Annotated in this window: 26 protein-coding genes and 3 tRNA genes; 21 read left to right on the forward strand and 8 right to left on the reverse strand. The window is 70.5% G+C overall.

Going from position 1 to position 24,845, the window contains the following annotated elements:
* Positions 1-196: 196 nt before the first annotated feature.
* From EHO50_RS22930 to EHO50_RS22940, 3 genes are all read right to left on the reverse strand, one after another.
* Entirely contained in the window at positions 197-895 is a 699-nt protein-coding gene (locus EHO50_RS22930; RefSeq protein ID WP_281288234.1) for a response regulator transcription factor, read from the reverse strand.
* Between the two features lie 284 nt (positions 896-1,179).
* Positions 1,180-2,544: a sensor histidine kinase gene (locus EHO50_RS22935; protein WP_128433037.1), complete on the reverse strand. Its 1,365-nt coding sequence runs from the start codon at positions 2,542-2,544 to the stop codon at positions 1,180-1,182.
* 126 nt (positions 2,545-2,670) lie between these two features.
* A complete protein-coding gene (locus tag EHO50_RS22940) occupies positions 2,671-3,879 on the reverse strand; it encodes a sensor histidine kinase (RefSeq protein ID WP_128433039.1) in 1,209 nt (402 codons plus the stop codon).
* A gap of 332 nt (positions 3,880-4,211) precedes the next feature.
* On the opposite strand from EHO50_RS22940, the gene EHO50_RS22945 reads away from it, so the two are divergent.
* The 13 genes from EHO50_RS22945 (at position 4,212) to EHO50_RS23005 (ending at position 16,971) form a co-directional block, all read left to right on the forward strand.
* Positions 4,212-4,634: an NADH-quinone oxidoreductase subunit A gene (locus EHO50_RS22945; protein WP_128433041.1), complete on the forward strand. Its 423-nt coding sequence runs from the start codon at positions 4,212-4,214 to the stop codon at positions 4,632-4,634.
* A complete protein-coding gene (locus EHO50_RS22950; RefSeq protein ID WP_128433044.1) occupies positions 4,625-5,272 on the forward strand; it encodes an NADH-quinone oxidoreductase subunit B in 648 nt (215 codons plus the stop codon). Before EHO50_RS22945 ends, EHO50_RS22950 begins: the two co-directional genes overlap by 10 nt.
* Positions 5,269-6,975, forward strand: a complete 1,707-nt coding sequence (locus tag EHO50_RS22955) for an NADH-quinone oxidoreductase subunit C (protein WP_128433047.1) — start codon at positions 5,269-5,271, stop codon at positions 6,973-6,975. Before EHO50_RS22950 ends, EHO50_RS22955 begins: the two co-directional genes overlap by 4 nt.
* Positions 6,972-7,940, forward strand: a complete 969-nt coding sequence (locus EHO50_RS22960; protein WP_128433050.1) for a complex I subunit 1/NuoH family protein — start codon at positions 6,972-6,974, stop codon at positions 7,938-7,940. Before EHO50_RS22955 ends, EHO50_RS22960 begins: the two co-directional genes overlap by 4 nt.
* 2 nt (positions 7,941-7,942) lie before the next feature.
* On the forward strand, positions 7,943-8,554 hold the full coding sequence (locus tag EHO50_RS22965; RefSeq protein ID WP_128433053.1) for a NuoI/complex I 23 kDa subunit family protein: 612 nt from the start codon (positions 7,943-7,945) through the stop codon (positions 8,552-8,554).
* A gap of 17 nt (positions 8,555-8,571) precedes the next feature.
* Positions 8,572-9,336, forward strand: coding sequence for an NADH-quinone oxidoreductase subunit J family protein (locus EHO50_RS22970; RefSeq protein ID WP_246101412.1), 765 nt, complete (start codon positions 8,572-8,574; stop codon positions 9,334-9,336).
* Complete coding sequence (gene nuoK / locus EHO50_RS22975; RefSeq protein ID WP_128433055.1) at positions 9,336-9,725, forward strand: NADH-quinone oxidoreductase subunit NuoK; 390 nt, start codon at positions 9,336-9,338, stop codon at positions 9,723-9,725. The genes EHO50_RS22970 and nuoK overlap by 1 nt, the downstream gene beginning before the upstream one ends.
* Positions 9,722-11,716, forward strand: coding sequence for an NADH-quinone oxidoreductase subunit 5 family protein (locus EHO50_RS22980; RefSeq protein WP_128433057.1), 1,995 nt, complete (start codon positions 9,722-9,724; stop codon positions 11,714-11,716). The genes nuoK and EHO50_RS22980 overlap by 4 nt, the downstream gene beginning before the upstream one ends.
* 6 nt (positions 11,717-11,722) lie before the next feature.
* Positions 11,723-13,297, forward strand: a complete 1,575-nt coding sequence (locus tag EHO50_RS22985; RefSeq protein ID WP_128433060.1) for a complex I subunit 4 family protein — start codon at positions 11,723-11,725, stop codon at positions 13,295-13,297.
* Entirely contained in the window at positions 13,294-14,817 is a 1,524-nt protein-coding gene (locus tag EHO50_RS22990) for an NADH-quinone oxidoreductase subunit N (RefSeq protein ID WP_128433062.1), read from the forward strand. The genes EHO50_RS22985 and EHO50_RS22990 overlap by 4 nt, the downstream gene beginning before the upstream one ends.
* Positions 14,818-15,054: 237 nt before the next feature.
* A complete protein-coding gene (htpX, locus tag EHO50_RS22995; RefSeq protein WP_128433064.1) occupies positions 15,055-15,915 on the forward strand; it encodes a zinc metalloprotease HtpX in 861 nt (286 codons plus the stop codon).
* Positions 15,912-16,307: a YccF domain-containing protein gene (locus EHO50_RS23000; protein ID WP_128433067.1), complete on the forward strand. Its 396-nt coding sequence runs from the start codon at positions 15,912-15,914 to the stop codon at positions 16,305-16,307. The genes htpX and EHO50_RS23000 overlap by 4 nt, the downstream gene beginning before the upstream one ends.
* Positions 16,308-16,404: 97 nt before the next feature.
* Complete coding sequence (locus EHO50_RS23005) at positions 16,405-16,971, forward strand: SMI1/KNR4 family protein (protein WP_128433070.1); 567 nt, start codon at positions 16,405-16,407, stop codon at positions 16,969-16,971.
* A gap of 297 nt (positions 16,972-17,268) precedes the next feature.
* Here the strand turns inward: EHO50_RS23005 and EHO50_RS23010 are convergent, their stop codons facing one another.
* A complete protein-coding gene (locus EHO50_RS23010) occupies positions 17,269-18,543 on the reverse strand; it encodes an APC family permease (protein ID WP_128433073.1) in 1,275 nt (424 codons plus the stop codon).
* A 136-nt stretch (positions 18,544-18,679) separates the two neighbouring features.
* On the opposite strand from EHO50_RS23010, the gene EHO50_RS23015 reads away from it, so the two are divergent.
* Complete coding sequence (locus EHO50_RS23015; protein WP_128433075.1) at positions 18,680-18,946, forward strand: GlsB/YeaQ/YmgE family stress response membrane protein; 267 nt, start codon at positions 18,680-18,682, stop codon at positions 18,944-18,946.
* A 124-nt stretch (positions 18,947-19,070) separates the two neighbouring features.
* On the opposite strand, the gene EHO50_RS23020 is transcribed toward EHO50_RS23015, so the two are convergent.
* A complete protein-coding gene (locus EHO50_RS23020) occupies positions 19,071-19,559 on the reverse strand; it encodes a YajQ family cyclic di-GMP-binding protein (RefSeq protein WP_128433077.1) in 489 nt (162 codons plus the stop codon).
* A 224-nt stretch (positions 19,560-19,783) separates the two neighbouring features.
* Here EHO50_RS23020 and EHO50_RS23025 point away from each other — a divergent pair.
* Together EHO50_RS23025 and EHO50_RS23030 are read left to right on the forward strand one after the other, a co-directional pair.
* Positions 19,784-19,865, forward strand: a tRNA-Tyr gene (locus EHO50_RS23025).
* Positions 19,866-19,949: 84 nt separating this feature from the next.
* Positions 19,950-20,162: a hypothetical protein gene (locus EHO50_RS23030; protein WP_128433079.1), complete on the forward strand. Its 213-nt coding sequence runs from the start codon at positions 19,950-19,952 to the stop codon at positions 20,160-20,162.
* A 125-nt stretch (positions 20,163-20,287) separates the two neighbouring features.
* Here the strand turns inward: EHO50_RS23030 and EHO50_RS23035 are convergent, their stop codons facing one another.
* From EHO50_RS23035 to EHO50_RS23045, 3 genes are all read right to left on the reverse strand, one after another.
* A complete protein-coding gene (locus EHO50_RS23035; protein WP_246101350.1) occupies positions 20,288-20,668 on the reverse strand; it encodes a nuclear transport factor 2 family protein in 381 nt (126 codons plus the stop codon).
* 2 nt (positions 20,669-20,670) lie between these two features.
* Positions 20,671-21,327 carry an SDR family oxidoreductase gene (locus EHO50_RS23040; protein WP_128433081.1) on the reverse strand — a complete coding sequence of 219 codons (657 nt, stop codon included), beginning with the start codon at positions 21,325-21,327 and terminating at the stop codon, positions 20,671-20,673.
* Between the two features lie 177 nt (positions 21,328-21,504).
* Positions 21,505-22,770, reverse strand: a complete 1,266-nt coding sequence (locus EHO50_RS23045) for an amidohydrolase family protein (RefSeq protein ID WP_128433083.1) — start codon at positions 22,768-22,770, stop codon at positions 21,505-21,507.
* Between the two features lie 285 nt (positions 22,771-23,055).
* Between EHO50_RS23045 and EHO50_RS23050 the strand changes: the two genes are divergently transcribed.
* The 5 genes from EHO50_RS23050 to EHO50_RS23070 all read left to right on the forward strand — a co-directional run bounded on the left by EHO50_RS23050 (position 23,056) and on the right by EHO50_RS23070 (position 24,556).
* Positions 23,056-23,128, forward strand: a tRNA-Thr gene (locus EHO50_RS23050).
* A 46-nt stretch (positions 23,129-23,174) separates the two neighbouring features.
* Positions 23,175-23,247 (forward strand) — tRNA-Met (locus tag EHO50_RS23055).
* 90 nt (positions 23,248-23,337) lie between these two features.
* A complete protein-coding gene (gene rpmG / locus EHO50_RS23060) occupies positions 23,338-23,502 on the forward strand; it encodes a 50S ribosomal protein L33 (protein WP_003948671.1) in 165 nt (54 codons plus the stop codon).
* Positions 23,503-23,659: 157 nt separating this feature from the next.
* Entirely contained in the window at positions 23,660-24,124 is a 465-nt protein-coding gene (locus EHO50_RS23065) for a MaoC family dehydratase N-terminal domain-containing protein (RefSeq protein ID WP_128433086.1), read from the forward strand.
* Positions 24,125-24,127: 3 nt separating this feature from the next.
* The gene (locus tag EHO50_RS23070) at positions 24,128-24,556 is read left to right on the forward strand and encodes a MaoC family dehydratase (RefSeq protein WP_128433089.1); all 429 of its coding nucleotides are present in this window, start codon (positions 24,128-24,130) and stop codon (positions 24,554-24,556) included.
* The last annotated feature ends 289 nt before the right edge of the window (positions 24,557-24,845 follow it).

Below are 24,845 nucleotides of genomic sequence, written 5' to 3' on the forward strand. Positions count from 1 at the left end.
GGATCAACCCTACGTCCGCAAAGGTCGCCCTCCCCGGGCCATTCGCATGACGGACATGGATTTGAGATGGTTCGCCACCCAGACTTGTCATGATTTACACGCCCCCCGGCGCTTCTTTGAAGACGCTCCCCGCTCGTTCTTTGGTTCTAGGCCTCGGTCTCGGCAGATCCCGGTTTTCTGACACAGTGTCAGATCGTCAGGAGTTCAGGTAGGTGAGCACCGCCAGAACACGTCGGTGATCACCATCGCTCTGAGACAGTCCGAGCTTCAGAAAGATGTTGCTGACGTGCTTCTCGACCGCTCCGTCGCTCACCACCAGCTGCCGGGCGATCGCCGAGTTGGTCCGCCCCTCGGCCATAAGCCCTAGGACCTCCCGCTCACGTGGCGTGAGCCCCGCGAGCACGTCCTGCTTACGGCTGCGGCCGAGCAACTGGGCGACGACCTCCGGATCGAGGGCCGTACCCCCTTGGGCCACCCGCACGACCGCGTCCACGAACTCCCGAACCTCCGCCACCCGGTCCTTGAGCAGATAGCCGACTCCACGGCTGGACCCGGCCAGCAGCTCCGTGGCGTACCGCTCCTCCACGTACTGCGACAGTACGAGCACCCCGAGTCCGGGATGTGTCTTGCGGAGCTGTACGGCCGCCCGCACTCCTTCGTCCGTGTGCGTCGGCGGCATCCGTACGTCCGCGACCACCACGTCCGGCAGCTCGCCCTGTCCGTCCAGCTCTGTGATGGTCTTGATCAGCGCGTCGCCGTCCCCCACCCCCGCCACGACCTCGTGCCCACGGTCGGTCAACAGCCGGGTCAGCCCCTCCCTGAGCAGCACCGAGTCCTCGGCGATGACCACCCGCACCCTGTCCTCCACGATCCTCGGCCCCCCGAGCCTTGGCATTCGGCCGAGCGTGCCCCGGCCCTGTCGTCCCTCGCGACCTCAGTATCCCGCGATCGGCCCTCCCGCACCGGGCCTGTGGATAACCTGCCCGCCGCAGTTCGGATCGCGCGGCGCGGAGGGGGCGACTCCGGGGCGCATGCTCGTGAAGTGCTCAGGGAGTGCTCAGGGAGCGCTCGTGAAGTGCTCGGGGAGTGCTCAGGGAGTGCTTGCGAACAAACGGGAGTCCGGCCCCGAACCAACCGGAGCCGGATCCCCACCTCAGTGGGTCGAACGGCACACCCGAACTACACGGTCCGCCAGGGAAGCTCAGCCGTAACCCGCGTAGGGCCCCCGACCGGCGAGTCCACCACCAAGATCCCGTCCACCGCGTCCAACCGCTCGGTCAGCCCGGCCAGTCCCGACCCCCCGGAGACGGCGGCACCCCCCACCCCGTTGTCCACGACCTGCAACATCAGCCGGTTCTCCACCCGCCACACATCCACCGCAGCCCACGTGGCCCGCGCATGCTTGCTGATGTTCTGCAGCAGCTCCGACACCGTGAAGTACGCGATCCCCTCGATCGCCGGCACCGGCCGCTCATCGAGGTCGACCTGGACCTCCACCGGCACCGTGCACCGCGAGGCCACCGCCGACAGGGCCGCGTCCAGCCCACGGTCGGTCAAGACCGCCGGATGGATCCCGCGTGCCAGATCACGCAGTTCCTGAAGCGCCGTCTTCACCTCGCCGTGCGCCTCGTCCACCATCCGCGCGGCGGCCTGCGGATCCTCCGTCAGCTTCTCCTTCGCGAGGCCCAGATCCATGGCCAGGGCCACCAGGCGGGCCTGGGCACCGTCGTGCAGGTCGCGCTCGATGCGCCGCAGGTCGGCAGCGGCCGTATCGACCACGACACCCCGGTCCGACTCCAGCTCCACCACGCGCGTGGCCAGCCGCGACGGTCCGAGCAGGCCGTGCACCAGCAGCCGGTCCACCATCGTCAGCGCCCGCACGATCCACGGTGTGGCCAGCGTGAACAGCAGTCCGACCAGGGCGGTGACCGTGATCTCGAAGGGGTTGTCGAGGTAGATGTGGTGGGTCTCGTCGCCGTACAGCTGAAGGCCGTCCTGACCGGCCCACACCGGGAAGACCCAGAACCACAGCGGATACGTCAGCAGTGCCCAGCCGTACGCCCACACGTTCACGGCGACGACGAAGGAGAACACCGCCCACGGGAAGTGCAGCACCGCGTACAGCAGGCTCCGCCACGACGTCCCGCTCTTCAGTACGGCGCCCATCCACGCCATGAAGCCGCTCCGGCGCATCCGCAGCGGCTCCGGGTCGGCCACCTCCAGGTCCAGCAGCGCACGCGCGCGTGCCCGCTCCAGCGCCCCGAAGCCACGGCAGCCGGCGAGCCCCGCCGCCAGCACCGGGATGCCCAGAAACGTCACCAGCAGGCCCACGCCCAGCGACACCATCGTGACGGCGTACACGAACAGCACGATGCTGATCGGCAGGCTCAGCAGCACGTATCCGAACTCGCGCCAGCTGCGTGTCTCGAACGGCGCCCGCAGCCCGGCCGGCAGCCGGTGCCGTCGCTCGCCGCCGTGCTCGGGGAGGCCGCGCTCGGCGTGACCGAGCCCGTGCCCGTAGCCCTGTCCGTACTCCGTGGCCATCGGCGTCGTCCGTTCTCCTCGTCCCGTCAGCCCCGCCGCCGGGGCTGTGCCGTCGTATTTCCACCCTGCTCGACCGCAGGTCCAGGGACCATGGAGGCCGTCGGCGTCTCGAACGGGGGGTTTTCCCTACCCCTGCCCGGGGACGCGGTCCCGCCAGGGCAGTTCCGCCGTCACGGTCGTAGGACCGCCCTGAGGTGACTCGATGACGAACAGGCCGTCCACGGCGTCCAGCCGGTCGGCGAGCCCGCGCATGCCCGTGCCGCCGTCGAGGCGCGCACCCCCGCGACCGTCGTCCCACACCTGGATGAGCAGCCGTTCGTCCGAGCGCCACACGTCGACCGACGCCGACTTCGCCCCGCTGTGCTTGCTGATGTTCTGCAGCAGCTCCGAGACGGTGAAGTAGGCGATGCCCTCGATGGCCGCCACCGGTCTGGACAGCAGGTCGACGGTCACCTTCACCGGCACCGTGCAGCGCGAGGCGACCGCCGACAGAGCGGCGTCCAGGCCTCGGTCCGTCAGTACGGCCGGATGGATGCCGCGCGCCAGGTCCCGCAGCTCCTGCAGCGCGAGCTTCACCTCGCCGTGCGCCTCCGCGACCATCGTCGCCGCCGCGTCCGGATCCTCCAGCAGCTTCTCCTTGGCCAGGCCCAGCCCCATGGCGAGGTTGACCAGCCGGGCCTGCGCGCCGTCGTGCAGATCGCGTTCGATGCGCCGCAGATCGGCGGCCGCCGTATCCACGACAACCCCCCGGTCCGACTCCAGTTCGGCGATACGGCGCTCCAGCTCGTCGGAGGGCGACAGCAGGCCGCGCACCATCGCGCGGTCCGCGTTCGTCAGGCCCCGCGCGATGAACGGCAGCACCGGCCACAGCACGAACAGCGAGGTCAGCGTGATGGTGAAGGTGAGGATGCCCCAAGGCAGCCGGATGAAGTCGTACAGCATCGTGCGCCAGCCGACGGGGTCCTTCAGCGCCAGCCACAGCTGCGGGAAGAAGCCGTCCTTGCCGCCGCGCAACGGCAGCGGACTCGGCTCGTCCACCCGCACCCCGAGCAGCGCACGCGCGCGTGCCCGCTCGAGCTTGCCCAACTGCCGTGCGCCCATCAGCCCGGCCGCGAGCAGGGGGAACCCGACCACCGTCAGGGTCAGAAAGGCACCGGTGGACAGCACCGTCACGACATAGATGAAGCCGAGCAGCGACAACGGAAGGTTCGCCAGGAGGTGCGCGATCTCCTTCCAGGTGTGCCGGTCGTAGGCGAAACGGGCGGGCGGCAGCGGCGGCTGCTCGCTGTCGGACCGCCCGGAGGCGTCCCGCGAAGGGCTGGGGCGTTCGGTCATATGGGCTAGCGTGCCGCGCGGTACGCCACCGCGCCATGAGGCGGGCCGCCCCCGTCGCCGGGGGAAATCCCCACCCCGCCCCCCGGCCGGCATAGGGCCGTGTGACCGGCCGGTCGCCCGGCCGTCGCATCTCGAGGGGATCTCAACGCGTGACGGGCTGCTTACGGTGTCTTTAGCAGGGCCTAGACTCCCGTGCGTACAGATCGTCGAACAGCGGTGTTCACGAGTTCACAAGCAGCAGGACACTGGTTACAGGGACTGGTTCGGGCTCAGGTTCTGGGACCGGTCCGGTCCTGGGCATCGGTCACGAGGTCAGGGAGCGAGGGGCGGACGTGTCGGAACAGACCGTCGTCGTCGCGGCGGATGTGCATTACGTCGTCGTCTCGGCGGACTACTTCCAGTCCTACTCGGTCGTCGGACTGCTGGCCGTCGTCGGCGTCCTGTTCGTCGCCGTCGCCTTCGGGGCGGGCCGCCTGCTGCGCCCCATGGTCCCCACGCCCGAGAAGCTCCTGACGTACGAGTGCGGCGTCGACCCCGTAGGCGAGGGCTGGGCCCACACCCAGGTCCGCTACTACGTCTACGCCTTCCTCTACGTGATCTTCGCCATCGACTCGATCTTCCTGTTCCCCTGGGCGACGGTCTTCGCCGACCCGGGCTACGGCGCGACCACGCTCGTGGAGATGTTCATCTTCCTCGGCTTCCTGGCCGTGGGCCTGCTCTACGCATACAAGAAGGGCGTCCTGGCATGGACGTGACGCCAGACACCGATGGGCAGCAGCCGGTTCTGCTGCCGGAGCCCAAGCGGCTGGGCGCGCTGGCCCGCCTCGCGCCCGAGCCGATGAAGGTGATCCTCAACTGGGGCCGCCGCTACTCCCTCTGGGTCTTCAACTTCGGCCTCGCCTGCTGCGCGATCGAGTTCATCGCCGCGTCGATGGCCCGCCACGACTTCATCCGCCTCGGCGTGATCCCGTTCGCGCCCGGCCCGCGCCAGGCCGACCTGATGGTCGTCTCCGGCACGGTCACGGACAAGATGGCCCCGGCCGTGAAGCGCCTGTACGAACAGATGCCCGAGCCCAAGTACGTCATCTCCTTCGGGGCCTGCTCCAACTGCGGCGGCCCGTACTGGGACTCCTACTCCGTCACCAAGGGCGTCGACCAGATCATCCCGGTGGACGTGTACGTTCCCGGCTGCCCGCCGCGCCCCGAGGCGCTGCTCCAGGGGATCCTGAAGCTCCAGGAGAAGATCGCGCGGGAGTCGCTGGGGGAGCGGTACGGCGAGACGGCCCGTCCGTCCACGGCGGCGCTGCAGAGCGGGCTGGTCAAGGCTCCGGGTGCGCCGGATGCCGGTGGTAGCGGCACCAGTGGCGCCGGCGCGGGGGAGGCCCACCGATGACGACGATCGGCTGGCTGCCCGCCCCCGTCGTGGACCTCTTCGGCCCCGAGGCCACGGCCGAGGAGTCGTACGAGGTCCTGACGGTCGACGTGCCCCCGACGTCCTGGATCGCGGCGCTGGAGACGGCCCGCGACGCGCTGGGCTGCACCTACTTCGACTGGCTGAGCGCGGTCGACGAACCGGGCACGGGCTTCCGCGTCGCGGCCCACGTCGCTGCCCTGTCTCCGGTACGGCGCCTGCTCGTCCGTACGACGGTCCCGCACGAGGCGCCTGCGCTGCCCTCGGCGGTCGGCGTGTACGCGGGCGCGGCCTGGCACGAACGCGAGACGCACGAAATGTTCGGCGTGGCGTTCACCGACCACCCTGCCCTGGACCACCTGCTTCTCCCGGACAACTTCGAGGGCCACCCCCTCCGCAAGGACTTCGTCCTGGCGGCCCGCGTCGCCAAGGCCTGGCCCGGCGCCAAGGAACCCGGCGAGTCCGAACACGGCGGCCCGAAGCGCCGCCAGATGCTGCCCCCCGGCGTCCCCGACCCGAACGAATGGGGCCCTCTGAAGGGCCAGCTCCCCCCTGCCCCGGCCCGCCCGGCCAGGGGCGCGGGGCGCGCCGCGGGGGAACGTCCGGCACGGGCGGCCGGCGACCGGCCGGTACGGCGCACCCGCACGGCGGCGGAGGGTTCGGCGAGCCAGGGCGAGGCGCCGACGGCAACGGTTGGTGGGGCTCCGGCGGCGGGGGCAACGGCTGGTGGAGCTCCGGCGGCGGGTGCGGTGCGTCGTGCGCGTACGGCGGCTGAGGGGTCGGCGAGTCAGCAGGGGCCGGATTCGGCGGCTGGAGCGCCTTCAGCCGGTGCGGCGCGGCGTGCTCGTACAGCGGCAGAGGGTTCGGCCGGCCAGACGGCTGCTCCTGGAGCCGAGCCCTCGGCGGAGACGGGCGCGTCTACGGCGGCAGCCGACACCTCGCCGGCCACGCCGGCCGCCGGAGCGGGTGACGGGCAGGAGGCGACGGCCGCGAGCAGCACCCCACCGGCGCGGCGTGCGCGCAGCGCGAACGAAGGCTCGGCATCGCAGAGCCCGGAAACGGGTGCCACTCCCGTCGGCCCCCGCCGATCCCGCAGCGCCTCGCAGGGCTCCGCGAGCCAGCGGGCGGCGTCCGATGCGGCAGCGCCCGATGTGGCGGCCAGCGCGGCGGCTACCGACGCGGTGGGGTCTGATGCGGCGGGTTCCGATGCAGCGTCGACGACTGCGGCCGACGAAGCCGCTACGCCCTCGTCAACCTCCTCGACCAGTCCCTCGACAACCCTCTCGTCCACCGCGAAACCCCCCGCCGCCCCGCGCAGCCCGGACGCCCCGTGGCACCACGCCCGCCCGGCCTTCGACGAGCCGGACCCCAGGCAACGAGCCGAGCCTGAGCCGCAGACTGAGTCCGAGTCCGCGTCGAAGACCGCAGCCAAGGCAGAGCCCGCCACGTCCGCCGAGGGAGATGCATCGGAGGCACCGGAAGCGGCATCCGGCGAAGAGGCCCCCGGAACTCAGCAAGCCACGGCTGCCGCTCCCACCCCCGAGCCCGGCGCACCCGACTCCGCAGCCACCCCCGAAGCCTCCGAAGCCTCCGAAGCCTCCGAAGCCTCCGAAGCCGACGAAGGCTCCGACGACGCCGAAGCCCCTACCCACGACCGCACAGACCCCGCAGGAGGCCCGCAGTGAACGACGTGCTCGACGTCACCCTGCGACTCCTGATCGTCTTCGTCGTCTTCCTCACCTTCCCCCTGATCATCGGCCAGACCGAGCACAAGGTGATGGCTCACATGCAGGGCCGCCTCGGCCCGATGTACGCCGGCGGCTTCCACGGCTGGGCCCAGCTCGTCGCCGACGGCGTGAAGTTCGCGCAGAAGGAGGACGTCGTCCCGGCGGGCGCGGACCGCCGCATCTTCCAGCTCGCCCCCGCAGTGGCCCTCCTCCCTTACCTGCTCGTCCTCCTCGCCATCCCCATCGGCCCGGGCGAGGGCGCGGTCGGCGAGGTCATCGACGCGGGCATCTTCTTCGTCCTGGCGGTCATGGGCGTAGGCGTCCTCGGCTCACTCATGGCCGGCTGGGCCTCCGCCAACAAGTTCTCCCTTCTCGGCGGCCTGCGCACCGCTGCCCAGCTCCTCGCCTACGAACTCCCGATGCTGCTCACCGCCGCATCCGTGGCGATGGCGGCCGGTACGGTCTCTCTCCCTGGCATCCTCGACGCCTTCGAGTGGTGGTGGCTGCCCTGGCAGATCGTCGGCGCGATCGTCTTCTTCGTCGCCGGACTGGCCGAGCTGCAGCGCCCGCCGTTCGACATGCCCGTCGCCGACTCGGAGATCATCTTCGGCGCCTACACCGAGTACACCGGACTCCGATTCGCTCTTTTCCTCCTCGCCGAGTACGCCGGAATCGTGGTTCTGTGCGGCCTGACGACCGTCCTCTTCCTGGGCGGCTGGCACGGCCCCTGGGGTGCCGACGGCCTCGGCTGGGTCTGGACCCTTCTCAAAGCGGCAGTCCTCGCCTTCATCGTGATCTGGCTCCGCGTCACCTATCCCCGCCTGCGCGAGGACCAGCTCCAGAAGCTCTCCTGGACTCTCCTCGTCCCCCTCTCCCTCGCCCAGATCGCCCTCACCGGCATCGTCAAGGTGGTGATCCAGTAACCATGGCTGCGCCTCCCCCGCCTTCCCGGCCCCGCATTCCTGGCAGTGGCCTGGCCAAGGGCCTGGCCGTCACCCTCCGCACGATGACGAAGAAGTCCGTCACCGCGCAGTACCCGGACACCCAGCCCGACCTCGCGCCCCGCACCCGCGGCGTGATCGGCCTGTTCGAGGAGAACTGCACGGTCTGCATGCTGTGCGCCCGCGAGTGCCCGGACTGGTGCATCTACATCGACTCCCACAAGGAGACTGTCCCGGCGGCGACCCCCGGCGGCCGCGAACGCAGCCGGAACGTCCTCGACCGCTTCGCCATCGACTTCTCCCTGTGCATGTACTGCGGTATCTGCATCGAGGTCTGTCCTTTCGACGCCCTGTTCTGGTCGCCGGAGTTCGAGTACGCCGAGACCGACATCCGCGAGCTCACCCACGAGCGCGACAAGCTCCGCGAGTGGATGTGGACCGTCCCGGCCCCACCCGCCCTCGACCCCGGCGCCGAGGAACCCAAGGAGATCGCCGCCGCCCGCAAGACCGCCGAGAAGCTGGCGGCCGCGCAGGCCGCGCAGGCCGAGCCCGAAGAGTCGACCGAGCCGACCGAGCCGCAGGAGGGCGAGTCGTGAGCCCCACCTCCGCCGCGCTGACCACGGCCGCCGACACGCACGGCTTTCTCTCCCCGACCGGCGTCGAGATCGCCTTCCTGCTCGTCGGCCTGGTCACCTTCGGCGCCGCGCTGGTCACCGTCACCACCCGTCAGCTGGTGCACGCCGCCCTGTGGCTGGTGGCCACACTCGGCGGCCTCGCCGTGGAGTACCTCCTGCTCACCGCCGAGTTCATCGCCTGGGTGCAGGTCCTCATCTACGTCGGTTCCGTCGTCGTCCTCCTCCTGTTCGGGCTGATGCTCACCAAGGCCCCCATCGGCCGCTCCCCGGACGCCGACTCCGGCAACCGCTGGGCAGCCCTCACCGTGGCCCTCGCCGCCGCGGCCACCCTGATCTGGGTCGTCGTCGACGCCTTCCGCACGACCTGGATCGACCTCGACGGCCCCGCCGCCGGCTCCACCAGGGCCACCGGCGAAAGCCTCTTCCAGAACTGGGTCCTCCCCTTCGAAGGCCTCTCCGTCCTCCTCCTCGCCGCCCTGGTCGGCGCGATCGTCCTGTCCCGCCAGGCAAAGGCGACCGCCACCGAGCAGCCCGGCGCCGGTGCCGGAACCTCGACGGGCCGCCGCACCACCCCGAGCGCGCCCTCGGCGAACACTCCGTCCGACCGCTCCACCACCGCGCCCGCCCCGTCCGTCCGCGAGCCGTCGGCGACCGACGCCCCCGCTCCCGACGCCCCCGCTCCCGACGCCCCCGCTCCCGCCCCCACCGAGCCCGGCGCCCCGAGCGAGAAGGAGCCGCGCTGATGCATCTCGCCTATCCCGCCGTACTCTCCGCCCTCCTCTTCTGCACCGGCCTGTACGGCGTCCTCGCCCGCCGCAACGCGATCCTGGTCCTGATGTCGGTCGAGCTGATGCTCAACGCCGTCAACCTCAACCTGGTCGCCTTCGACGTCTGGCTCAGCAAGGCCGCCGAGGAGACCCTGCACTCCGGCCAGGCCCTGACCCTGTTCACCATCACCATCGCCGCCGCCGAGATCGGCATCGGCCTGGCGATCGTCCTCGCCGTCTACCGCAACCGCGGCACCTCGGACATCGACAAACTCCGCGACACCGCCGAGAGCCACGACACCGGCGGCCCCGACCACGACGCCTCCACGGCCCCGCAGGCCGAGAAGGCTGAGGCCACCGCGTGACCACGACCACCCTCGCCGTACTCGTCCCCCTTCTGCCGTTCCTCGGCGCCGCAGCCGGCCTGCTCCTGGGCCGCACGGCGCCCGGCTTCGTTCGCCCACTCGCCGTCCTGCCGACGCTCGCGTCCCTCGTGCTCGCCGCGGTGGTCGCCGTGCGCCAGGGTGGCGACCAGGCGATCAACGCCGCCACCGAACTCACGCCCACCGGCTCGGTCCCGATCGAACTCGCCCTGCACATCGACGGCTTCGCCGCCCTCGTCGCCGTACTCGTCGGCGTCGTCGCGACCTGCGTGCAGATCTACTCGACGGGCTACCTCCGCGAGGACCCGCGCTACCCCTCGTACGCCGCGCTCGTCTCCTTGTTCACCTCCGCGATGCTGCTCGTCGTCTACTCCGGCGACCTGATGGTGCTGCTGGTCGGCTGGGAGATCATGGGCATCTGCTCGTACTTCCTGGTCGGCCACTACTGGGAGACCCCGGAGGCCCGCGCCGCCTCCATCAAGGCCTTCCTGGTGACCAAGCTCGGTGACGTCCCCTTCCTCATCGGCCTGTTCGCGCTGGCCACCGACGCCGGGTCCTTCCGCATCACGAAGGTCCTCGGCACCGTCGCGAGCGGCGGACTCGACCACCCGACCCTGATCGCCCTGCTGCTCCTCGCGGGCGTGGCGGGCAAGTCGGCGCAGTTCCCGCTGCACACCTGGCTCCCCGACGCGATGGCGGGCCCGACGCCCGTCTCCGCGCTGATCCACGCCGCGACGATGGTCGCCGCCGGTGTCTACTTCATCGCCCGTCTCCTCCCGGTCTTCGAGGCCTCCCAGGCCGCGATGATCGTCCTCGCGGTGATGGCCGCCGTCACGATGATCGGCTCCGGCCTCGCCGCGTTCGCCCAGGACGACATCAAGCGCGTCCTCGCCTACTCGACGATCGGCCAGCTCGGCTACATGACCGGCGCCCTCGCCGTCGCCGACCGCGGTGCCGCCGTCTTCCACCTCCTCTCCCACGGCGCCTTCAAGGCGCTGCTGTTCCTCGCGGCCGGCGTGATCATCCACGCCGCCGGCACCAACTCGCTGGCCGCCATGTCCCGCATGACCCACCTGCGCAACCGCGTCCCCGACGCCTACTGGACGATGACCGTGGCGCTCCTCGCGCTCGCCGCGATCCCGCCGTTCAGCGGCTTCTTCTCCAAGGAGTCCGTCCTCGGCGCCGCCGAACACGTCGCCACCGGCCACGCCGAGCGCGTCCCCGGCTCCGTGGGCTGGATCGTCCTCGTCGCCGGCCTGCTCACGGCCCTGCTCACCGCGGCCTATGCGATGCGCCTGTGGCTGCTGGCCTTCCGCGGCCGGGGCGCCGAGGCCCCCGACCACGGCAGGCAGCCGCTGACGATGACCGTGGTGCTGTGGGTGCTCGCCGTCCCGTCCCTCGCCGTCGGCGCGCTCGCCTACCGCGTGCTCCCCGACTGGTTCGACGGCCGCGACCTCGCCCCGACCCTCACCACCTCCGTCCTCGGCACGGGTGTGGCCCTGGTCGGCGGCATCGTCACTTACGCTGCCTGGCGCCACACCACCTCCGTGGCGGCGCGCGTCCCGCTGGGCGCGGTCGCGGCCCACCCGGAGGGCGACGCCGCCCAGGTCGAGGCCGAGGCCATCGCCAGCCACGCGCCCGTGTACGGAGGAGTGGCCTACGCACCCGACCCGGCGGACCCGGGCCGACTGCTGCTCGGCCCGCTGCACCGCCATGCCGCCGTCGGCTTCCACCTCGACGCCGTGTACCGGGCGCTGTTCGTCCGCCCGGTCCAGGCCGGCGCGAGTCTCGTCCGGTTCCTCGACCGCGAGGTCGTCGACACGTACGTACGCGGTGCGGGCGCCCTACCCCGCTGGCTCGGCATCGCCGTGCGGCGCGCCCAGACCGGCAATGTGCAGACCTATGTGAGCGCGCTGCTCGCCGGCACCGTCGTCCTCGCGGTCGCCGCCGTCCTCGTCGCCACGGGAGCGTGAGCAGGCGTGATCGATATCAACGAGTCCGTGATGCAGTTCCTTCTGGCGTTCGTCGTCGTCGGCCCGCTTCTCGGCGCCGCCGCCGCTCTCCTGCCCGCCCCGCCCGGGCTGAAGGGAAAGTCGCCCGGCCAGGCGGTGCTCCGGCACGGCGTCACCGTCACTGGCGTGGTCCTCATCGCCGCGATCGTCCTCGCGCTCGGCTTCGACCACGACCAGCCGTCGAAGATGCAGGCCAGCACGGACATCAGCTGGATCCCCGCACTCGACGTGCGCGTCCACCTCGGCATCGACGGCATCTCCCTCCCCCTTCTGGTCCTGACCGCGCTGCTGACCTTCCTCTGCGCGCTCTACTCGTACTTCAAAATGCCGTCGGGCCCGACCCCGAAGGCCTTCGTCGCTCTGCTGCTCGTCCTGGAGTCCGGCACCCTCGCCACCTTCGCCGTCCTCGACCTGCTCCTCTTCTTCCTCGCCTTCGAGATGGTCCTCATCCCGATGTACTTCCTCATCGCCCGCTGGGGCGGCGAGGGCCGGGCCGAGGCCGCCTGGAAGTTCATCCTCTTCACGCTGCTCGGCTCCGTGGTCATGCTGCTCGGCCTGCTCCTGATCGGAATCAAGGCGGGCACATTCGACATGGTGGCACTCGCCACTGACAACGGCCGGTCACTGACCGCATCCGTGCAGGTCATCGCCGTTTTGGCGATCGGTATCGGGCTCGCGGTCAAGACCCCGATGTGGCCGCTGCACAGCTGGCTGCCCGACGCTCACACCGCCGCCCCGACCGTCGGCTCGGTCCTGCTGGCCGGCGTCCTGCTGAAGATGGGTACGTACGGGTTCGTCCGGATCCTCCTGCCGATCACGCCCGACGGCTTCGCCGACTTCGCGCCGTACCTCGCCGCGTTCGCCGTCGTCGGAATCATCTACGGATCCCTGGCCTGCCTGGCCCTCGCCAAGCAGGGCGCGAAGGGCGACCTCAAGCGCCTCATCGCCTACTCCTCCGTCGGCCACATGGGCTTCGTCCTGCTCGGCATCGCGACGATGACCCCGACCGGCGTGAACGGCGCCCTGTTCGCCAACATCGCCCACGGCCTCATCACAGGCCTGCTCTTCTTCCTGGTCGGCGCGCTGAAGGACCGTACCGGCACGACCGACCTCGACGCCCTCGCCGAGCAGACCGGCGCCGCGCTCTACGGCAAGGCACCGCGCCTGGGCGGCCTGCTCGCGTTCGCCGCGGTCGCCTCGCTCGGACTTCCGGGCCTCGCCGGGTTCTGGGGCGAGATGCTCGCGCTGTTCGGCGCGTTCGACCCCGCCGCCGGTCTCAGCCGCCCGGCCTTCCTCACCTTCATGGCGATCGGCGCCTTCGGCACGCTGCTCACTGCCGCGTACCTGCTTGTCGTGGTCCGCCGCGTCTGCATGGGCGCCGCACCGCAGGAAGGCCCGAAGCTCGCCGACGTCCAGAGTTACGAGTTCGCGGCCTGGACCCCGCTCGTCGCCCTCACCGTCGTCGCCGGGCTGTGGCCCAAGACCCTCCTCGGCCTCACCGACCCGGCCGTGCAGCAGCTCCTCGCAGGAGGCACCCGATGAGCTCCCTGGCCCAGTCGCCGGCCGTGAATCTCGTCCAGTCCGTCGACTGGCTGGCCATCGCGCCGCCCACCATCGCGGCGGTCGTCGGACTCGCGGTCCTCGTCGCCGACCTGTTCGTCGCAGAGAACAAGAAGACCCTCCTCGGCTGGACGGCCGTGGTCGGCCTGGCAGCCTCCGCGCTCCTGCTGCTGCCCCTCCTCGACGGCGACCGCTCCACCTTCTGCCTCACCGGCGACCCGGGCATCTGCAGCTACACGGCCGACCGCTTCACCCTCGTCATCCAGTTCCTGGTCCTCGGCGGCGCCCTCCTCGCGGCTCTCTTGTCGGTCACTGCCCTCAAGGACGCCGACAAGGGACTCCCTGAAGGGGAGTTCTGGTTCCTGCTGCTCTCCTCCGCCGCCGGAGCCGCCCTGCTGCCGGCCTCACGGGACCTGGCGACCCTCATCGTCGCCCTCGAAGTCGCCTCTCTCCCAGCCTTCGCGCTGGTCGGCCTCCGCTTCGGCGACCGCAAGTCCTCCGAAGCGGCCCTGAAGTTCTTCCTGTCCTCGGTCACCGCGACCGCGGTCAGCCTCATGGGCATCAGCTTCGTTTACGCCGCCACCGGCACCCTTTACCTCACTCAGATCGCCGACCGGATCCAAAACGTCGACGGACAGTTCCAGACCCTCACCCAGACCGGAGTCGTCCTCACGCTGGTCGGCTTCGCCTTCAAGACGGCCGCCGTGCCCTTCCACTTCTGGGTGCCGGACACCTACGTCGGAGCGCCCCTGCCGGTCGCCGCCTACCTGTCGGTCGTCGGCAAGGCGGTCGGCTTCACCGGCCTGATCCTCGTCACGGTCGTCGCCCTCCCGTCGTACGCCGACGTATGGGGCCCGGCCCTCGCGGCGCTCGCCGCACTCACCATGACCGTCGGCAACGTCGGCGCCCTGCGCCAGCAAGCCACGCGCGCGTACAGCGCGGTACGCCTGCTCGCCTGGTCCTCCGTCGGCCAGGCCGGCTATCTCCTGGTGCCGATCGCGGCCGCCGCCTACTCCGACGACGCCGAGCGCTCCATCGGCTCCACCGTCGCCTACGCCCTGATGTACGCCGCCGTGAACCTCGGCGCCTTCGCGGTGGCCGCACTCGTCGGCCGCACAAAGACCCTCAACCGCCTCAGCGACTACCGCGGCCTGTACGCCCGAAACCCCCTGTCCGCCCTGATCCTGGCCTTCTTCCTGCTCTGCCTCGCCGGACTCCCGCCAGGCATCATCGGCCTGTTCGCCAAGGTCACCGTCTTCTCCGCCGCCGTCGACGCGGGCCTCGGCTGGCTCGCAGTCATCATGGCCGTCAACGTCGTGATCGCGCTGTTCTACTACCTCCAGTGGACGGCCCTGCTGTTCCGCGCCCCCGAGGGCGAGCCCGTCAAGCACCTCGTCCCCGTGCCAGTGACGGCCACGATGGCCCTGACCGGCGTCGTCGGCATCGCCCTGTCCGGAGCCCCCCAGCTGATCCTGCGTTTCGCCGACACCGGGCTCTTCTGAACCCTGGCGCACTCCGTGCGCGCGCGTGGAGCACCCGATCCCCACGCGCGCGTGGCCGTGTGCGGGCGTCCTCACCCGGACGGCCCACGCCCGCCGCCCCACGCACCAGGGAACCCGTGGCCCTCGCCTGGCGTTGACCAGTACGGAAGGGTCCACTGGACGTGACACCACGGCACCAGTGGCATCGGAGATCGAGCAGCAAAGGGTTCCCCTGCCGCACGACTTGGAGGGCGTACCGTGCACCGCCGGCACAACGGGCTCAGGACAGCAGTACTCCTCGGGGGACTGTCCGCACTCATCATCGTCATCGGCAGCTTCTTCGGCCGCATGGGGCTCGTCGTCGCGGTCCTGATCGCCCTGGGCACGAACGCGTACGCGTACTGGAACAGCGACAAGCTGGCGCTACGCGCGATGCGTGCCCGCCCGGTCAGCGAGTTCGAGGCCCCGGGGCTGTACCGCATGGTCCGGGAACTCTCCACCCAGGCCCGCCAGCCCATGCCCCGCCTCTACATCTCCCCGACGGAGGCGCCGAACGCGTTCGCGACGGGCCGCAATCCGCGCAATGCCGCCGTGTGCTGCACCGAAGGCATCCTGCGCATCCTCGACGAGCGCGAACTGCGCGGCGTCATCGGCCACGAGTTGAGCCACGTCTACAACCGCGACATCCTGATCTCGTCGGTCGCCGGTGCCCTCGCCTCGGTGATCATGTTCCTGGTCAACTTCGCCTGGCTGATCCCGATCGGCCGTTCCGATGACGACGACGGCCCCGGTCTCCTCGGCATGTTGATGATCATGATCCTGGGCCCGCTCGCCGCCTCGCTCATCCAGCTGGCCATCAGCCGCTCCAGGGAGTACGAGGCCGATGCGTCCGGTGCCCAGCTCACCGGCGACCCGCTCGCCCTGGCGAGCGCACTGCGCAAGCTCGAGCACGGCACGAAGCAGCTTCCGCTGCCCCCCGAGCCTCGCATCGAGACCGCCAGTCACATGATGATCGCCAACCCGTTCCGTCCGGGCCAGGGATTCTCCAAGATGTTCTCCACACACCCGCCGATGGCGGAGCGTATCGCCCGGCTCGAGAAGATGGCAGGCCACCAGTGAAAACCATCCTGAACGTCATCTGGCTCGTCCTGAGCGGCTTCTGGCTGTTCCTCGGCTACTTGGCCGCAGGCCTATTGCTGTGCATCACCATCATCGGCATCCCGTTCGGTATCGCGGCCTTCCGTATCGGCATCTACGCCCTGTGGCCCTTCGGGTACACCACGGTCGAGCGCCGCGACGCCGGAGCCCCCTCCTGCGTCGGTAACGTCCTGTGGCTGGTCCTCGCGGGCTGGTGGCTGGCCATCGGTCACATCGTCACCGGCCTTGCCCTGTGCGTCACGATCATCGGCATCCCGTTCGGCATCGCCAACTTCAAGCTGATCCCGGTGTCGCTGTTCCCGCTGGGCCGCGAAATCGTGTCGACGGACAAGCCGTTCGCGTCGAGCTGGTAAGGCAGTGAGTGGGGTGTGGTGACGGCCGGTTTATCCACAACCCGGCGGTTGTCCACAGGCCCGACCGATTGTCAGTGGCGGCTTGCATCATGAACGCATGACCGAGATCGAGCAGTTGCTGACGAGGGTGGCGGACAAGGCCCGCAACACCCGCCCGTGGGGCTGGCCTTCACTCCCCGAGCCCGTGGACTCGACGACGCTGGCCCAAGCCGAGTCCGCCCTCGGCTTCCGGCTGCCCCCGCTGCTCGCCGATCTCTACCTGCGTATAGGAGACGGCGGATTCGGCCCCGAGTACGGCCTGTTGCCCCTGCTCGACAGCCCTCCGGCCGGCGAGCCCGCCGCCGTCACGCAGTACCTCGCCAACCGCGAGAGCGCCCGCAAGGACCCCGACTGGCCCTGGCCCGAAGGCGTCCTGCCGATATCCCACTGGGGCTGCGCGATGTACGCGTGCGTGGACTGCCACAGCCCTCAGGCCGCCGTCCTGCTCTTCGAACCGAACGCCGACGACGCCGACCGGGCGTGGTACGTGGACGCCCCGAGCCTCACGGACTGGCTGCGCGCCTGGGTCGACGGCACGGGCTGGTACGAGGAGATGAACGAGGAGCTGGAGATGGCTCCTTGGGCTGACTTCCACATACGCACGGCGGCGGCACAGGCGTCCTGACGGTGCGTGGGCCGGCGGTCGGCGAGTGGACCGACGGCCGGTTGAGTGGTCGGCAGTCATCGTGTGCGTCGTCTGCGCTGGGGGCCGCGTGCGTCGTGCGCGCTGAGGGACCGTGTGCGTCAAGCGCCTGATCGGTACCGAGTGGATCGACGGCCTTCGAACGGTCCGCGACAGCCGGCTGAGCGGACCGGTCATGCCGTGCGGTTCGGCACCGCCCCGCCCGCCCGGCCCGCAAGCTCCCGGCACACCAGCTGGACCGACCTGGCTTCACCCAGCGACACGCACGCGTACCTCGGCCTACCGTCCCCGGGCACCCGACCGCTGCCCCGCCACCCACCGCCGTACGCCGTACGCAGCCACCCCCACCACCAGCACACCCGCACCGACAACAACCGAAACCCCCGGCAGCGAGAACGCCAGCACCGCGCACCCGAGAAGTCCCACCACCGGCACGACCCGAGCAGTCGGCGCAGAGTCGAGGGTCCAGGCCGAAGCGTTGGCCACCGCGTAGTACGCCAGCACACCGAAGGAGGAGAACCCGATCGCGCCCCGCACGTCCACCGTGGCGGCCAGGACCGCGACCACCGCCCCCACGGCGAGTTCGGCCCGGTGCGGCACCTGGAAGCGCGGATGCACGGCTGCCAGGGCGCCAGGAAGATGCCGGTCGCGGGCCATGGCCAGTGTCGTCCGCGAGACGCCCAGGATCAGAGCGAGCAGCGAGCCCAACGCGGCGACGGCCGCGCCCACCCGCACCACGGGCACGAGCCCCGGTACCCCGGCCGCCCGCACCGCGTCGGCCAGCGGCGCGCCCGCCTGCCCCAGACCACCCGACCCCAGTACGGAAAGGACTGCCACCGCCACACACGCGTACACCGCCAGCGCGATGCCCAGGGCCAGCGGAATCGCACGGGGGATGGTGCGGGCCGGGTCCCGCACCTCTTCGCCGAGGGTCGCGATCCGCGCGTATCCGGCGAACGCGAAGAACAACAGCCCCGCCGCCTGCAGCACCCCGCCCACGCCGCCCGAGGCCCCGACGTCCAGGCGACCGGCATCGGACTCCCCGGACCCCAGACACACGACGACCACACAAGCGAGGACAGCCAGCACCACCGCCACGATCGCCCGCGTCAACCAGGCGGACTTCTGGACGCCGCCGTAGTTCACCGCGGTCAGCGCCACCACGGCCGCGACAGCCACCGCGTGCGCCTGCCCCGGCCAGACGTACGCGCCCACAGTGAGCGCCATCGCCGCACAGGAGGCCGTCTTACCGACCACGAACGACCAGCCCGCGAGATACCCCCAGAACTCCCCGAGCCGTTCGCGCCCGTAGACGTATGTGCCGCCCGAGGCCGGATACAGCGCGGCCAGGCGTGCCGACGAGGTGGCGTTGCAGTAGGCGACCACGGCCGCGATCGCGAGTCCGAGCAGCAGCCCGGACCCGGCCGCGTCCGCTGCGGGCCCGAGCGCGGCGAAGATTCCGGCCCCGACCATCGAGCCGAGCCCGATGACCACGGCGTCCCCGACTCCCAGGGTGCGCCGCAGTTCGGAGGAGTCAGAGCTTGACCGTGTCATGGCCGGAACCCTACTGATCGCTGCAACCGAGGGGTGTCCTCGTGACGTCTTCTTCATCGACAGAGCACGAACAAGCGCGCCCGAAATCACAGTGCCGGGAAAGTGCAGGCACAGCGCGGAGGGGCAGGTTCACGGCATGACGATCATCAGCTGGATCATTCTGGGGCTGTTGGCCGGGGCCATCGCCAAGTTCCTGCTGCCGGGCCGCGACCCCGGCGGTTTCATCGGCACCACCGTCATCGGCATCGCGGGCGCGTTCATCGGTGGCTGGATATCGTCCCGCTGGCTGGACCATCCGATCACCAAGGACTTCTACGACGGCACCACCTGGGCCGCCGCGATCGGTGGCTCCCTCGTGCTTCTGATCGCCTACCGCATCCTGTTCGGCCACTCGCGCAACTGAGCGAGACGAGCACAACCCCGGACCGCAGCCAGCAGGCGAGAAGGGTGGGCACCGCGGGGTGCCCACCCTTCCTCGTACGACGTCGCAGCCGGCGCCGTAGCGGGAGCCGGCTCGGATCAGCAGCTCACCGATAGTTCACGAACTGCAGCGCGAAGTCGAAGTCCTTGCCCTTCAGCAGGGCGATCACGGCCTGCAGGTCGTCACGGCTCTTCGAGCTGACGCGCAGCTCGTCGCCCTGCACCTGAGCCTTGACGCCCTTCGGGCCCTCATCGCGAATGATCTTCGCCACCTTCTTCGCGTTCTCCTGGGAGATGCCCTCCTCGATCGACGCGAAGATCTTGTACTCCTTGCCCGAGAGCTGGGGCTCGCCCGCGTCCAGGGCCTTCAGCGAGATCCCGCGCTTGATCAGCTTGGACTGGAAGACGTCGAGGACAGCGTTCACCCGGTCCTCGGAGTTCGCCTCCATAAGGATCTTTTCACCGGACCACGAGATCGAGGCACCCACGCCCTTGAAGTCGTAGCGCTGCGAGATCTCCTTGGCGGCCTGGTTGAGGGCGTTGTCGACCTCCTGCCGCTCGACCTTCGAGACGATGTCGAAACTGGAGTCGGCCATGTCCTGTGGCTCCTTGTATCGGGGTGCGTATGGGGTGCGTATCGGCGGGTGTGGGGGTGGCCGCCGAGCCGGGGCAAGCCCCGGACCGCATCCGGACAAGCCTAGCCACCCCTGGTCCCCCGGGCGGCGATCAATCGGGTGGCGAAGCACCCCTCCCCATCGGGTATTGTTTACGTCGTTGCCAGGGAGCACCGCCGAAAAGCGGTTCGAACGGCAGCAAACCCGGCGGTGTGCCCGAGCGGCCAAAGGGAGCAGACTGTAAATCTGCCGGCTCAGCCTTCCCAGGTTCGAATCCTGGCGCCGCCACGCTGAGAAACCCCTCCGATCTGCGGAAACGTAGAGCGGAGGGGTTTTCGCGTTCCAGGGCCACGCCCAGGGCACACTGGCTGCATGGCCATGCGTCGCAGAAGCTGCCCCGAGTGCCGTCGTGAGATCGCCGTCGTCGCCGGTCGGTTCGCACGGCATGATCCGCCCGGCGCGCGGGAGAACGGGGAACTCGTGTCGTGTCCCGGATCGCGTCGGCAGGCGCAACTGGGGGCCGCCCAGCCCGCATTGGACGGGTACGTCGTACCGGAGTTCCCCGGGCAGCTGCCGCTGTTCTGAGAGCTCCAGCGAGCCACGCCGGGCTCTCCACGGAGCCCAAGAGATCGACCGGGCTCCACCGGACCCTCGCCGAACCCCACCGTCCCCTCGCCGACCCCCACCAGGCCCACCCCGACGCAGGCCCCCTAGACGCCCGCCCGCACATCCATCCGCGCCACCAGCCCGTCCGCGTCGAACCGGTACACGTGCTCGACCGTCTCCTCCGCCCACCGGTCGCCCGACGCGTCGCGCATGCCGGGCCGCACGGTCGCCACCACGGCCGCGCCGTCCTCGTCGGGGCGCAGGCCCTCCAGTCGTACGAGGGGATGCCCGGCGGCGAACTGCCGGGCCCAGTACGCGCGTACCGCCTCGCGGCCGTGCAGCCGGACTCCGTCCAGGACGTTCGGCCAGTCCACGTCGGGCGCGAGGCACAGTTGCATGAAGGCTTCTCGCTCGTCCGTCGAGAAGGCCTCGTACATGCGCCGCAACAGCGCCTCCTGCGCGGCCGAAACCCCCTCCGAGCCCAACTTCAGTTCCCCGCCACCGACTTCACCGCGACCGACACGGGGGCCGAACCGCTGATCAGTTCCAGCGTCAGGCCGGCCGTCGCCGGGGTGTCGAGCAACTCCGCGAGCGCGGCGGCCACGTCGTCGCGCGGGATCGGGCCGCGGCCGGTGTGGGCCTCCAGGCGTACCTGGCCGGTTCCGGCGTCGTTCGTCAGCATGCCGGGGCGCAGGATCGTCCAGTCCAGGGCGTCCTGGCCGCGGACGTACTCGTCGGCCTCGCCCTTGGCGCGCAGGTAGACGTCGAAGACCTCGTCGCCCTCGTGCTTCGGGTCGGCTCCCATCGACGACACGACCACGAAGCGCCGTACGCCCGCCCGGACCGCCGCGTCGGCGAACAGGACCGCCGCGCCCTTGTCCACCGTGTCCTTGCGGGCGGCCCCGCTGCCTGAGCCCGCGCCGGCCGCGAAGACCGCCGCGTCCGCGCCTTGCAGATGTTCCGCGACCTCCTCGACCGAGGCCGACTCCAGGTCCAGCAGGAGGGGTTCGGCGCCGGCCTCCCGCAGGTCGTCGCTCTGTTCGGCCTTGCGGATGATCCCCGCGACCTCGTCCCCACGCGCGGCGAGCAGCTGCTCCAGCCGCAGCGCGATCTGACCATGACCACCAGCGATGACAATGCGCATGTTTCCGACCGTACGCCCGGACGGCCGCATCCGCCGCACGACTTCAGCCACGCCTCATGCCCCTACAGGCGCACACCTCAGGCACAGTCGCCGGGCGCACGAGCCCTCAGTGCGCCCCTGTGCGCGCCAACCCGCTCCCTGCGCTCCCCACCGCTCAAGCACACGCGCCCACGTGCCTCAAGACACCTCCCCCCGCCCCTGTCGCGGCAGCCCCAACTCCGCCGCCACGGCCGAGTTGCAGTACTCCCGCACCGCGCTCGTCCGCGCCACCACACGCCCCCGGTGCACCACGATGCGGCTGTACGCCAGCGACAGCGCCCCCGCCAGCCGGTCCCCGCGCACCGCCAGCAACTCGGCCGGGAAGCCCGCCTCCACCCGCACCTCGGGCAGGCCCAGCACCGCACGCGCCGACGCGCTCACGGCGTCGTACGCGTCCTCGGGGCGCAGCCCGTGGCGGGAGGACAGCAGGTAGGCGGCCTCCAGCGGGTCGCCGCGGCCCACCGGGTTCGACACGTCCCGCAGGGCGCCGCTTCCGGCGGCGAGCCGTACGCCGGCGGCGCGCAGCAGTCGTACGGGCGCCGTGGCCCGCCGCTCCACGCCCCCGCAGCCACCCTGTGGCAGGCAGACCACCGTCACTCCGGCCGCCGCGAGCTGGTCGGCGGTGCGGGAGGCCAGCTGGGCCGGCAGGCGCCCCAGGCCGCCGCACGGGCCGAGCGTCACGCCGGGGCGCAGTCCGCCGGCCATCGCGGCGAGGCGGGCCAGGCGGGCCGGGTCGGTGGCGTCGGTGTGCAGGTCGACGGGGCAGCCCTGCTCGGAGGCGACCTCCAGGACCGCCTCCACGTAACCCGTCGGATCCGGATCCAGATCGGGGCAGCCGCCGACCACGGACGCGCCCATCTTCACCGCGTCCCGCAGCATCGCGAGCCCTTCGGCGCCGGCCACCCCGGTCAGCAGCCGTGGCATCGCCACCGTCGTCAACTCGGCGAGCCCGCGCAGCGAACGCCGTGCCTGCAGTACGGCTTCCAGCGCGCCCAGCCCCTGGACGTCGCCCACGCGCACGTGTGCCCGCAGCGCGGTCGCCCCGTGCCCGAGCTGGAGCAGGGCGGCCTCGGTGGCCCGGCGCTGGACGTCATGGGGGTCGTACGAGACCGGTCCGCCCTCGTCGGCGGAGAGCGCGGTGTCGCCGTGGGCGTGCGGTTCGGCCGGGGCCGGCAGCAGCAGATAGCCGCTGAGGTCCACGCGAGCGCCGCACGCGCGCGTGTCGCCCGCCGCCAGGCTCCCGGCCGTGCCGACCGCCTCGATGCGTCCGCCACCCAGCCGTACGTCCACGGTCCGGCCGTCGGTGAGCCGCGCCCCGCACAGCAGCAGAGCACCCGGGTCGGTCGGGCCGGACGAACCCGACGAGGACGACGAGTGGGGCGGCTGGGGCTGACTGTCGGGCATCGCGTTCCAGGGGCTCGGGGCTGCGCATCGGGGCTGCGGGAACGGTGCTGGAGAACTGCACCGGGCACGCAAGATCACGCAGAGTGAGTCGAGCCTAGGGTGGCGATCCGGCCCTGGCGTGCAGGAGCGCAATAGTCGTACCGGTGTGGTCCGTCGAACGGAGCCGTCTCCGCGGTACCGCGGTGGCCTGCGAGGCGTCTGTGCGCTCCGCCGATCGGCCGCAGACCGGGGCCGGGAAACGGATTTGGGTGAACGGCAGCCGAGCGTGTAATGTCTTCATCGCTCGCCCCAATAGCTCAGTCGGCAGAGCGTCTCCATGGTAAGGAGAAGGTCAACGGTTCGATTCCGTTTTGGGGCTCTGGTGTGAGAGGTTCCCGCCGCAAGGCGGGGTCCGATCTCATCAAAGCGGTGTAGCTCAGTCGGTAGAGCAAGCGGCTCATAATCGCTGTGTCACCGGTTCAAGTCCGGTCACCGCTACTGACAGTAGCCGATTGCGGGGTCGGTCCTTCGATCGGCTACTCTTTCTTGCGTTGAATTAGTCCATCCGTTCGTCTTAGGAGCACTCACGTGGCTGCCACCGACGTCCGCCCGAAGATCACGCTGGCCTGCGTGGAGTGCAAGGAGCGGAACTACATCACCAAGAAGAACCGGCGTAACAACCCGGATCGTCTTGAGATGAAGAAGCACTGCCCGCGTTGCAACGCGCACACCGCGCACCGCGAAACGCGATAAATCAGGCTCGTACACGAGGCCGTCCCCGTTGGGGGGCGGCCTCGCGTCGTTTCCACCCCGGTTACCGGTCGGTTCCGGCCGACCCGGGCGAATCGGCCAGGCGAACCAGCAGATCCACCGCAGGTCAATCGCAGCAGACAGCAGGAGGTACCGAGCCATGGCGCTCGACCAGTCCTTCGTGGGGCGGAGCTACCCGCCCACCGACCCCTATGAGGTGGGACGGGAGAAGATCCGTGAGTTCGCGGAGGCGGTGGGGGACACCAACCCTGCGTACCTGGACCCGGAGGCCGCCAAGGCGCTCGGCCACTCCGATGTGATCGCCCCGCCGACCTTCGTCTTCGCGATCAGCTTCAAGGCCGCGGGACAGGTCATCGCCGACCCCCAGCTGGGCCTGGACTACAGCCGGGTGGTGCACGGCGACCAGAAGTTCGCCTACACCCGGCCGGTGCGCGCCGGTGACCGGCTGACCGTCACCTCGACCATCGAGGCGATCAAGTCCATGGCGGGCAACGAGATCGTGGACATCCGCGGCGAGGTCCACGACGAGGCGGGGGAGCACGTCGTGACCGCCTGGACGAAGCTCGTCGCCCGCGGGGCGGACTCCGAAGAAGGGGAGGCCTGACCGATGACGGCCAAGATTGGGTACGACGAGGTCGAGGTCGGCGTCGAACTGCCCGCCCAGACCTTTCCCGTGACCCGCGCCACGCTCGTCCAGTACGCGGGCGCCTCCGGTGACTTCAACCCGATCCACTGGAACGAGAAGTTCGCCAAGGAGGTCGGGCTGCCCGACGTCATCGCGCACGGCATGTTCACCATGGCCGAGGCGATCCGTGTGGTCACCGACTGGACCGGGGACCCGGCCGCGGTCGTCGAGTACGGCGTCCGCTTCACCAAGCCCGTCGTCGTGCCGAACGACGACCAGGGCGCCACGATCGAGGTCAGCGGCAAGGTCGCGGCCAAGCTCGACGACAACAAGGTCCGCGTGGACCTGACCGTGAAGAGCGCTGGGCAGAAGGTGCTCGGGATGTCGCGGGCGGTCGTACAGCTGGGGTGAATGTCGAGGTGAACGGCACGCGCGTGCCGTGAGGTAAGGGGCGTCCTCCATGGTGGGGCGCCCCTTACCTGTCGTAGGGCGGCTCCTCTTGCCTGCCGTAGGGGGTACGCCGGGCGGACGCTGTCCGCCTGGGAGTCGCCCGCGGCGCTCAAGGACTTCGCCCGCGCGGGCGCCCGTGCCCCGACGTCGCTGGGCCTGTCGGCGCAGATGCGGGGTGCGAAGTTCGCCACCTGGCAGGCGTCGAGCGACGACCTTCCGCTCCGCTGGGAAGAGGCGATCCGGCGGCTGA

This window comes from Streptomyces cyaneus (assembly GCF_004028635.1).
GTDB lineage: Bacteria > Actinomycetota > Actinomycetes > Streptomycetales > Streptomycetaceae > Streptomyces > Streptomyces cyaneus.

What these genes read in the sequence shown, in the direction of transcription:
- EHO50_RS22930 (WP_281288234.1), bottom strand. Translation starts at nt 895, where the DNA reads ATGCCAAGGCTCGGGGGGCCGAGGATCGTGGAGGACAGGGTGCGGGTG.
- EHO50_RS22935 (WP_128433037.1), bottom strand. Translation starts at nt 2,544, where the DNA reads ATGGCCACGGAGTACGGACAGGGCTACGGGCACGGGCTCGGTCACGCC.
- EHO50_RS22940 (WP_128433039.1), bottom strand. Translation starts at nt 3,879, where the DNA reads ATGACCGAACGCCCCAGCCCTTCGCGGGACGCCTCCGGGCGGTCCGAC.
- EHO50_RS22950 (WP_128433044.1), top strand. Translation starts at nt 4,625, where the DNA reads ATGGACGTGACGCCAGACACCGATGGGCAGCAGCCGGTTCTGCTGCCG.
- EHO50_RS22955 (WP_128433047.1), top strand. Translation starts at nt 5,269, where the DNA reads ATGACGACGATCGGCTGGCTGCCCGCCCCCGTCGTGGACCTCTTCGGC.
- EHO50_RS22965 (WP_128433053.1), top strand. Translation starts at nt 7,943, where the DNA reads ATGGCTGCGCCTCCCCCGCCTTCCCGGCCCCGCATTCCTGGCAGTGGC.
- nuoK (WP_128433055.1), top strand. Translation starts at nt 9,336, where the DNA reads ATGCATCTCGCCTATCCCGCCGTACTCTCCGCCCTCCTCTTCTGCACC.
- EHO50_RS22990 (WP_128433062.1), top strand. Translation starts at nt 13,294, where the DNA reads ATGAGCTCCCTGGCCCAGTCGCCGGCCGTGAATCTCGTCCAGTCCGTC.
- EHO50_RS23005 (WP_128433070.1), top strand. Translation starts at nt 16,405, where the DNA reads ATGACCGAGATCGAGCAGTTGCTGACGAGGGTGGCGGACAAGGCCCGC.
- EHO50_RS23010 (WP_128433073.1), bottom strand. Translation starts at nt 18,543, where the DNA reads ATGACACGGTCAAGCTCTGACTCCTCCGAACTGCGGCGCACCCTGGGA.
- EHO50_RS23015 (WP_128433075.1), top strand. Translation starts at nt 18,680, where the DNA reads ATGACGATCATCAGCTGGATCATTCTGGGGCTGTTGGCCGGGGCCATC.
- EHO50_RS23020 (WP_128433077.1), bottom strand. Translation starts at nt 19,559, where the DNA reads ATGGCCGACTCCAGTTTCGACATCGTCTCGAAGGTCGAGCGGCAGGAG.
- EHO50_RS23030 (WP_128433079.1), top strand. Translation starts at nt 19,950, where the DNA reads ATGGCCATGCGTCGCAGAAGCTGCCCCGAGTGCCGTCGTGAGATCGCC.
- EHO50_RS23040 (WP_128433081.1), bottom strand. Translation starts at nt 21,327, where the DNA reads ATGCGCATTGTCATCGCTGGTGGTCATGGTCAGATCGCGCTGCGGCTG.
- EHO50_RS23045 (WP_128433083.1), bottom strand. Translation starts at nt 22,770, where the DNA reads ATGCCCGACAGTCAGCCCCAGCCGCCCCACTCGTCGTCCTCGTCGGGT.
- EHO50_RS23065 (WP_128433086.1), top strand. Translation starts at nt 23,660, where the DNA reads ATGGCGCTCGACCAGTCCTTCGTGGGGCGGAGCTACCCGCCCACCGAC.
- EHO50_RS23070 (WP_128433089.1), top strand. Translation starts at nt 24,128, where the DNA reads ATGACGGCCAAGATTGGGTACGACGAGGTCGAGGTCGGCGTCGAACTG.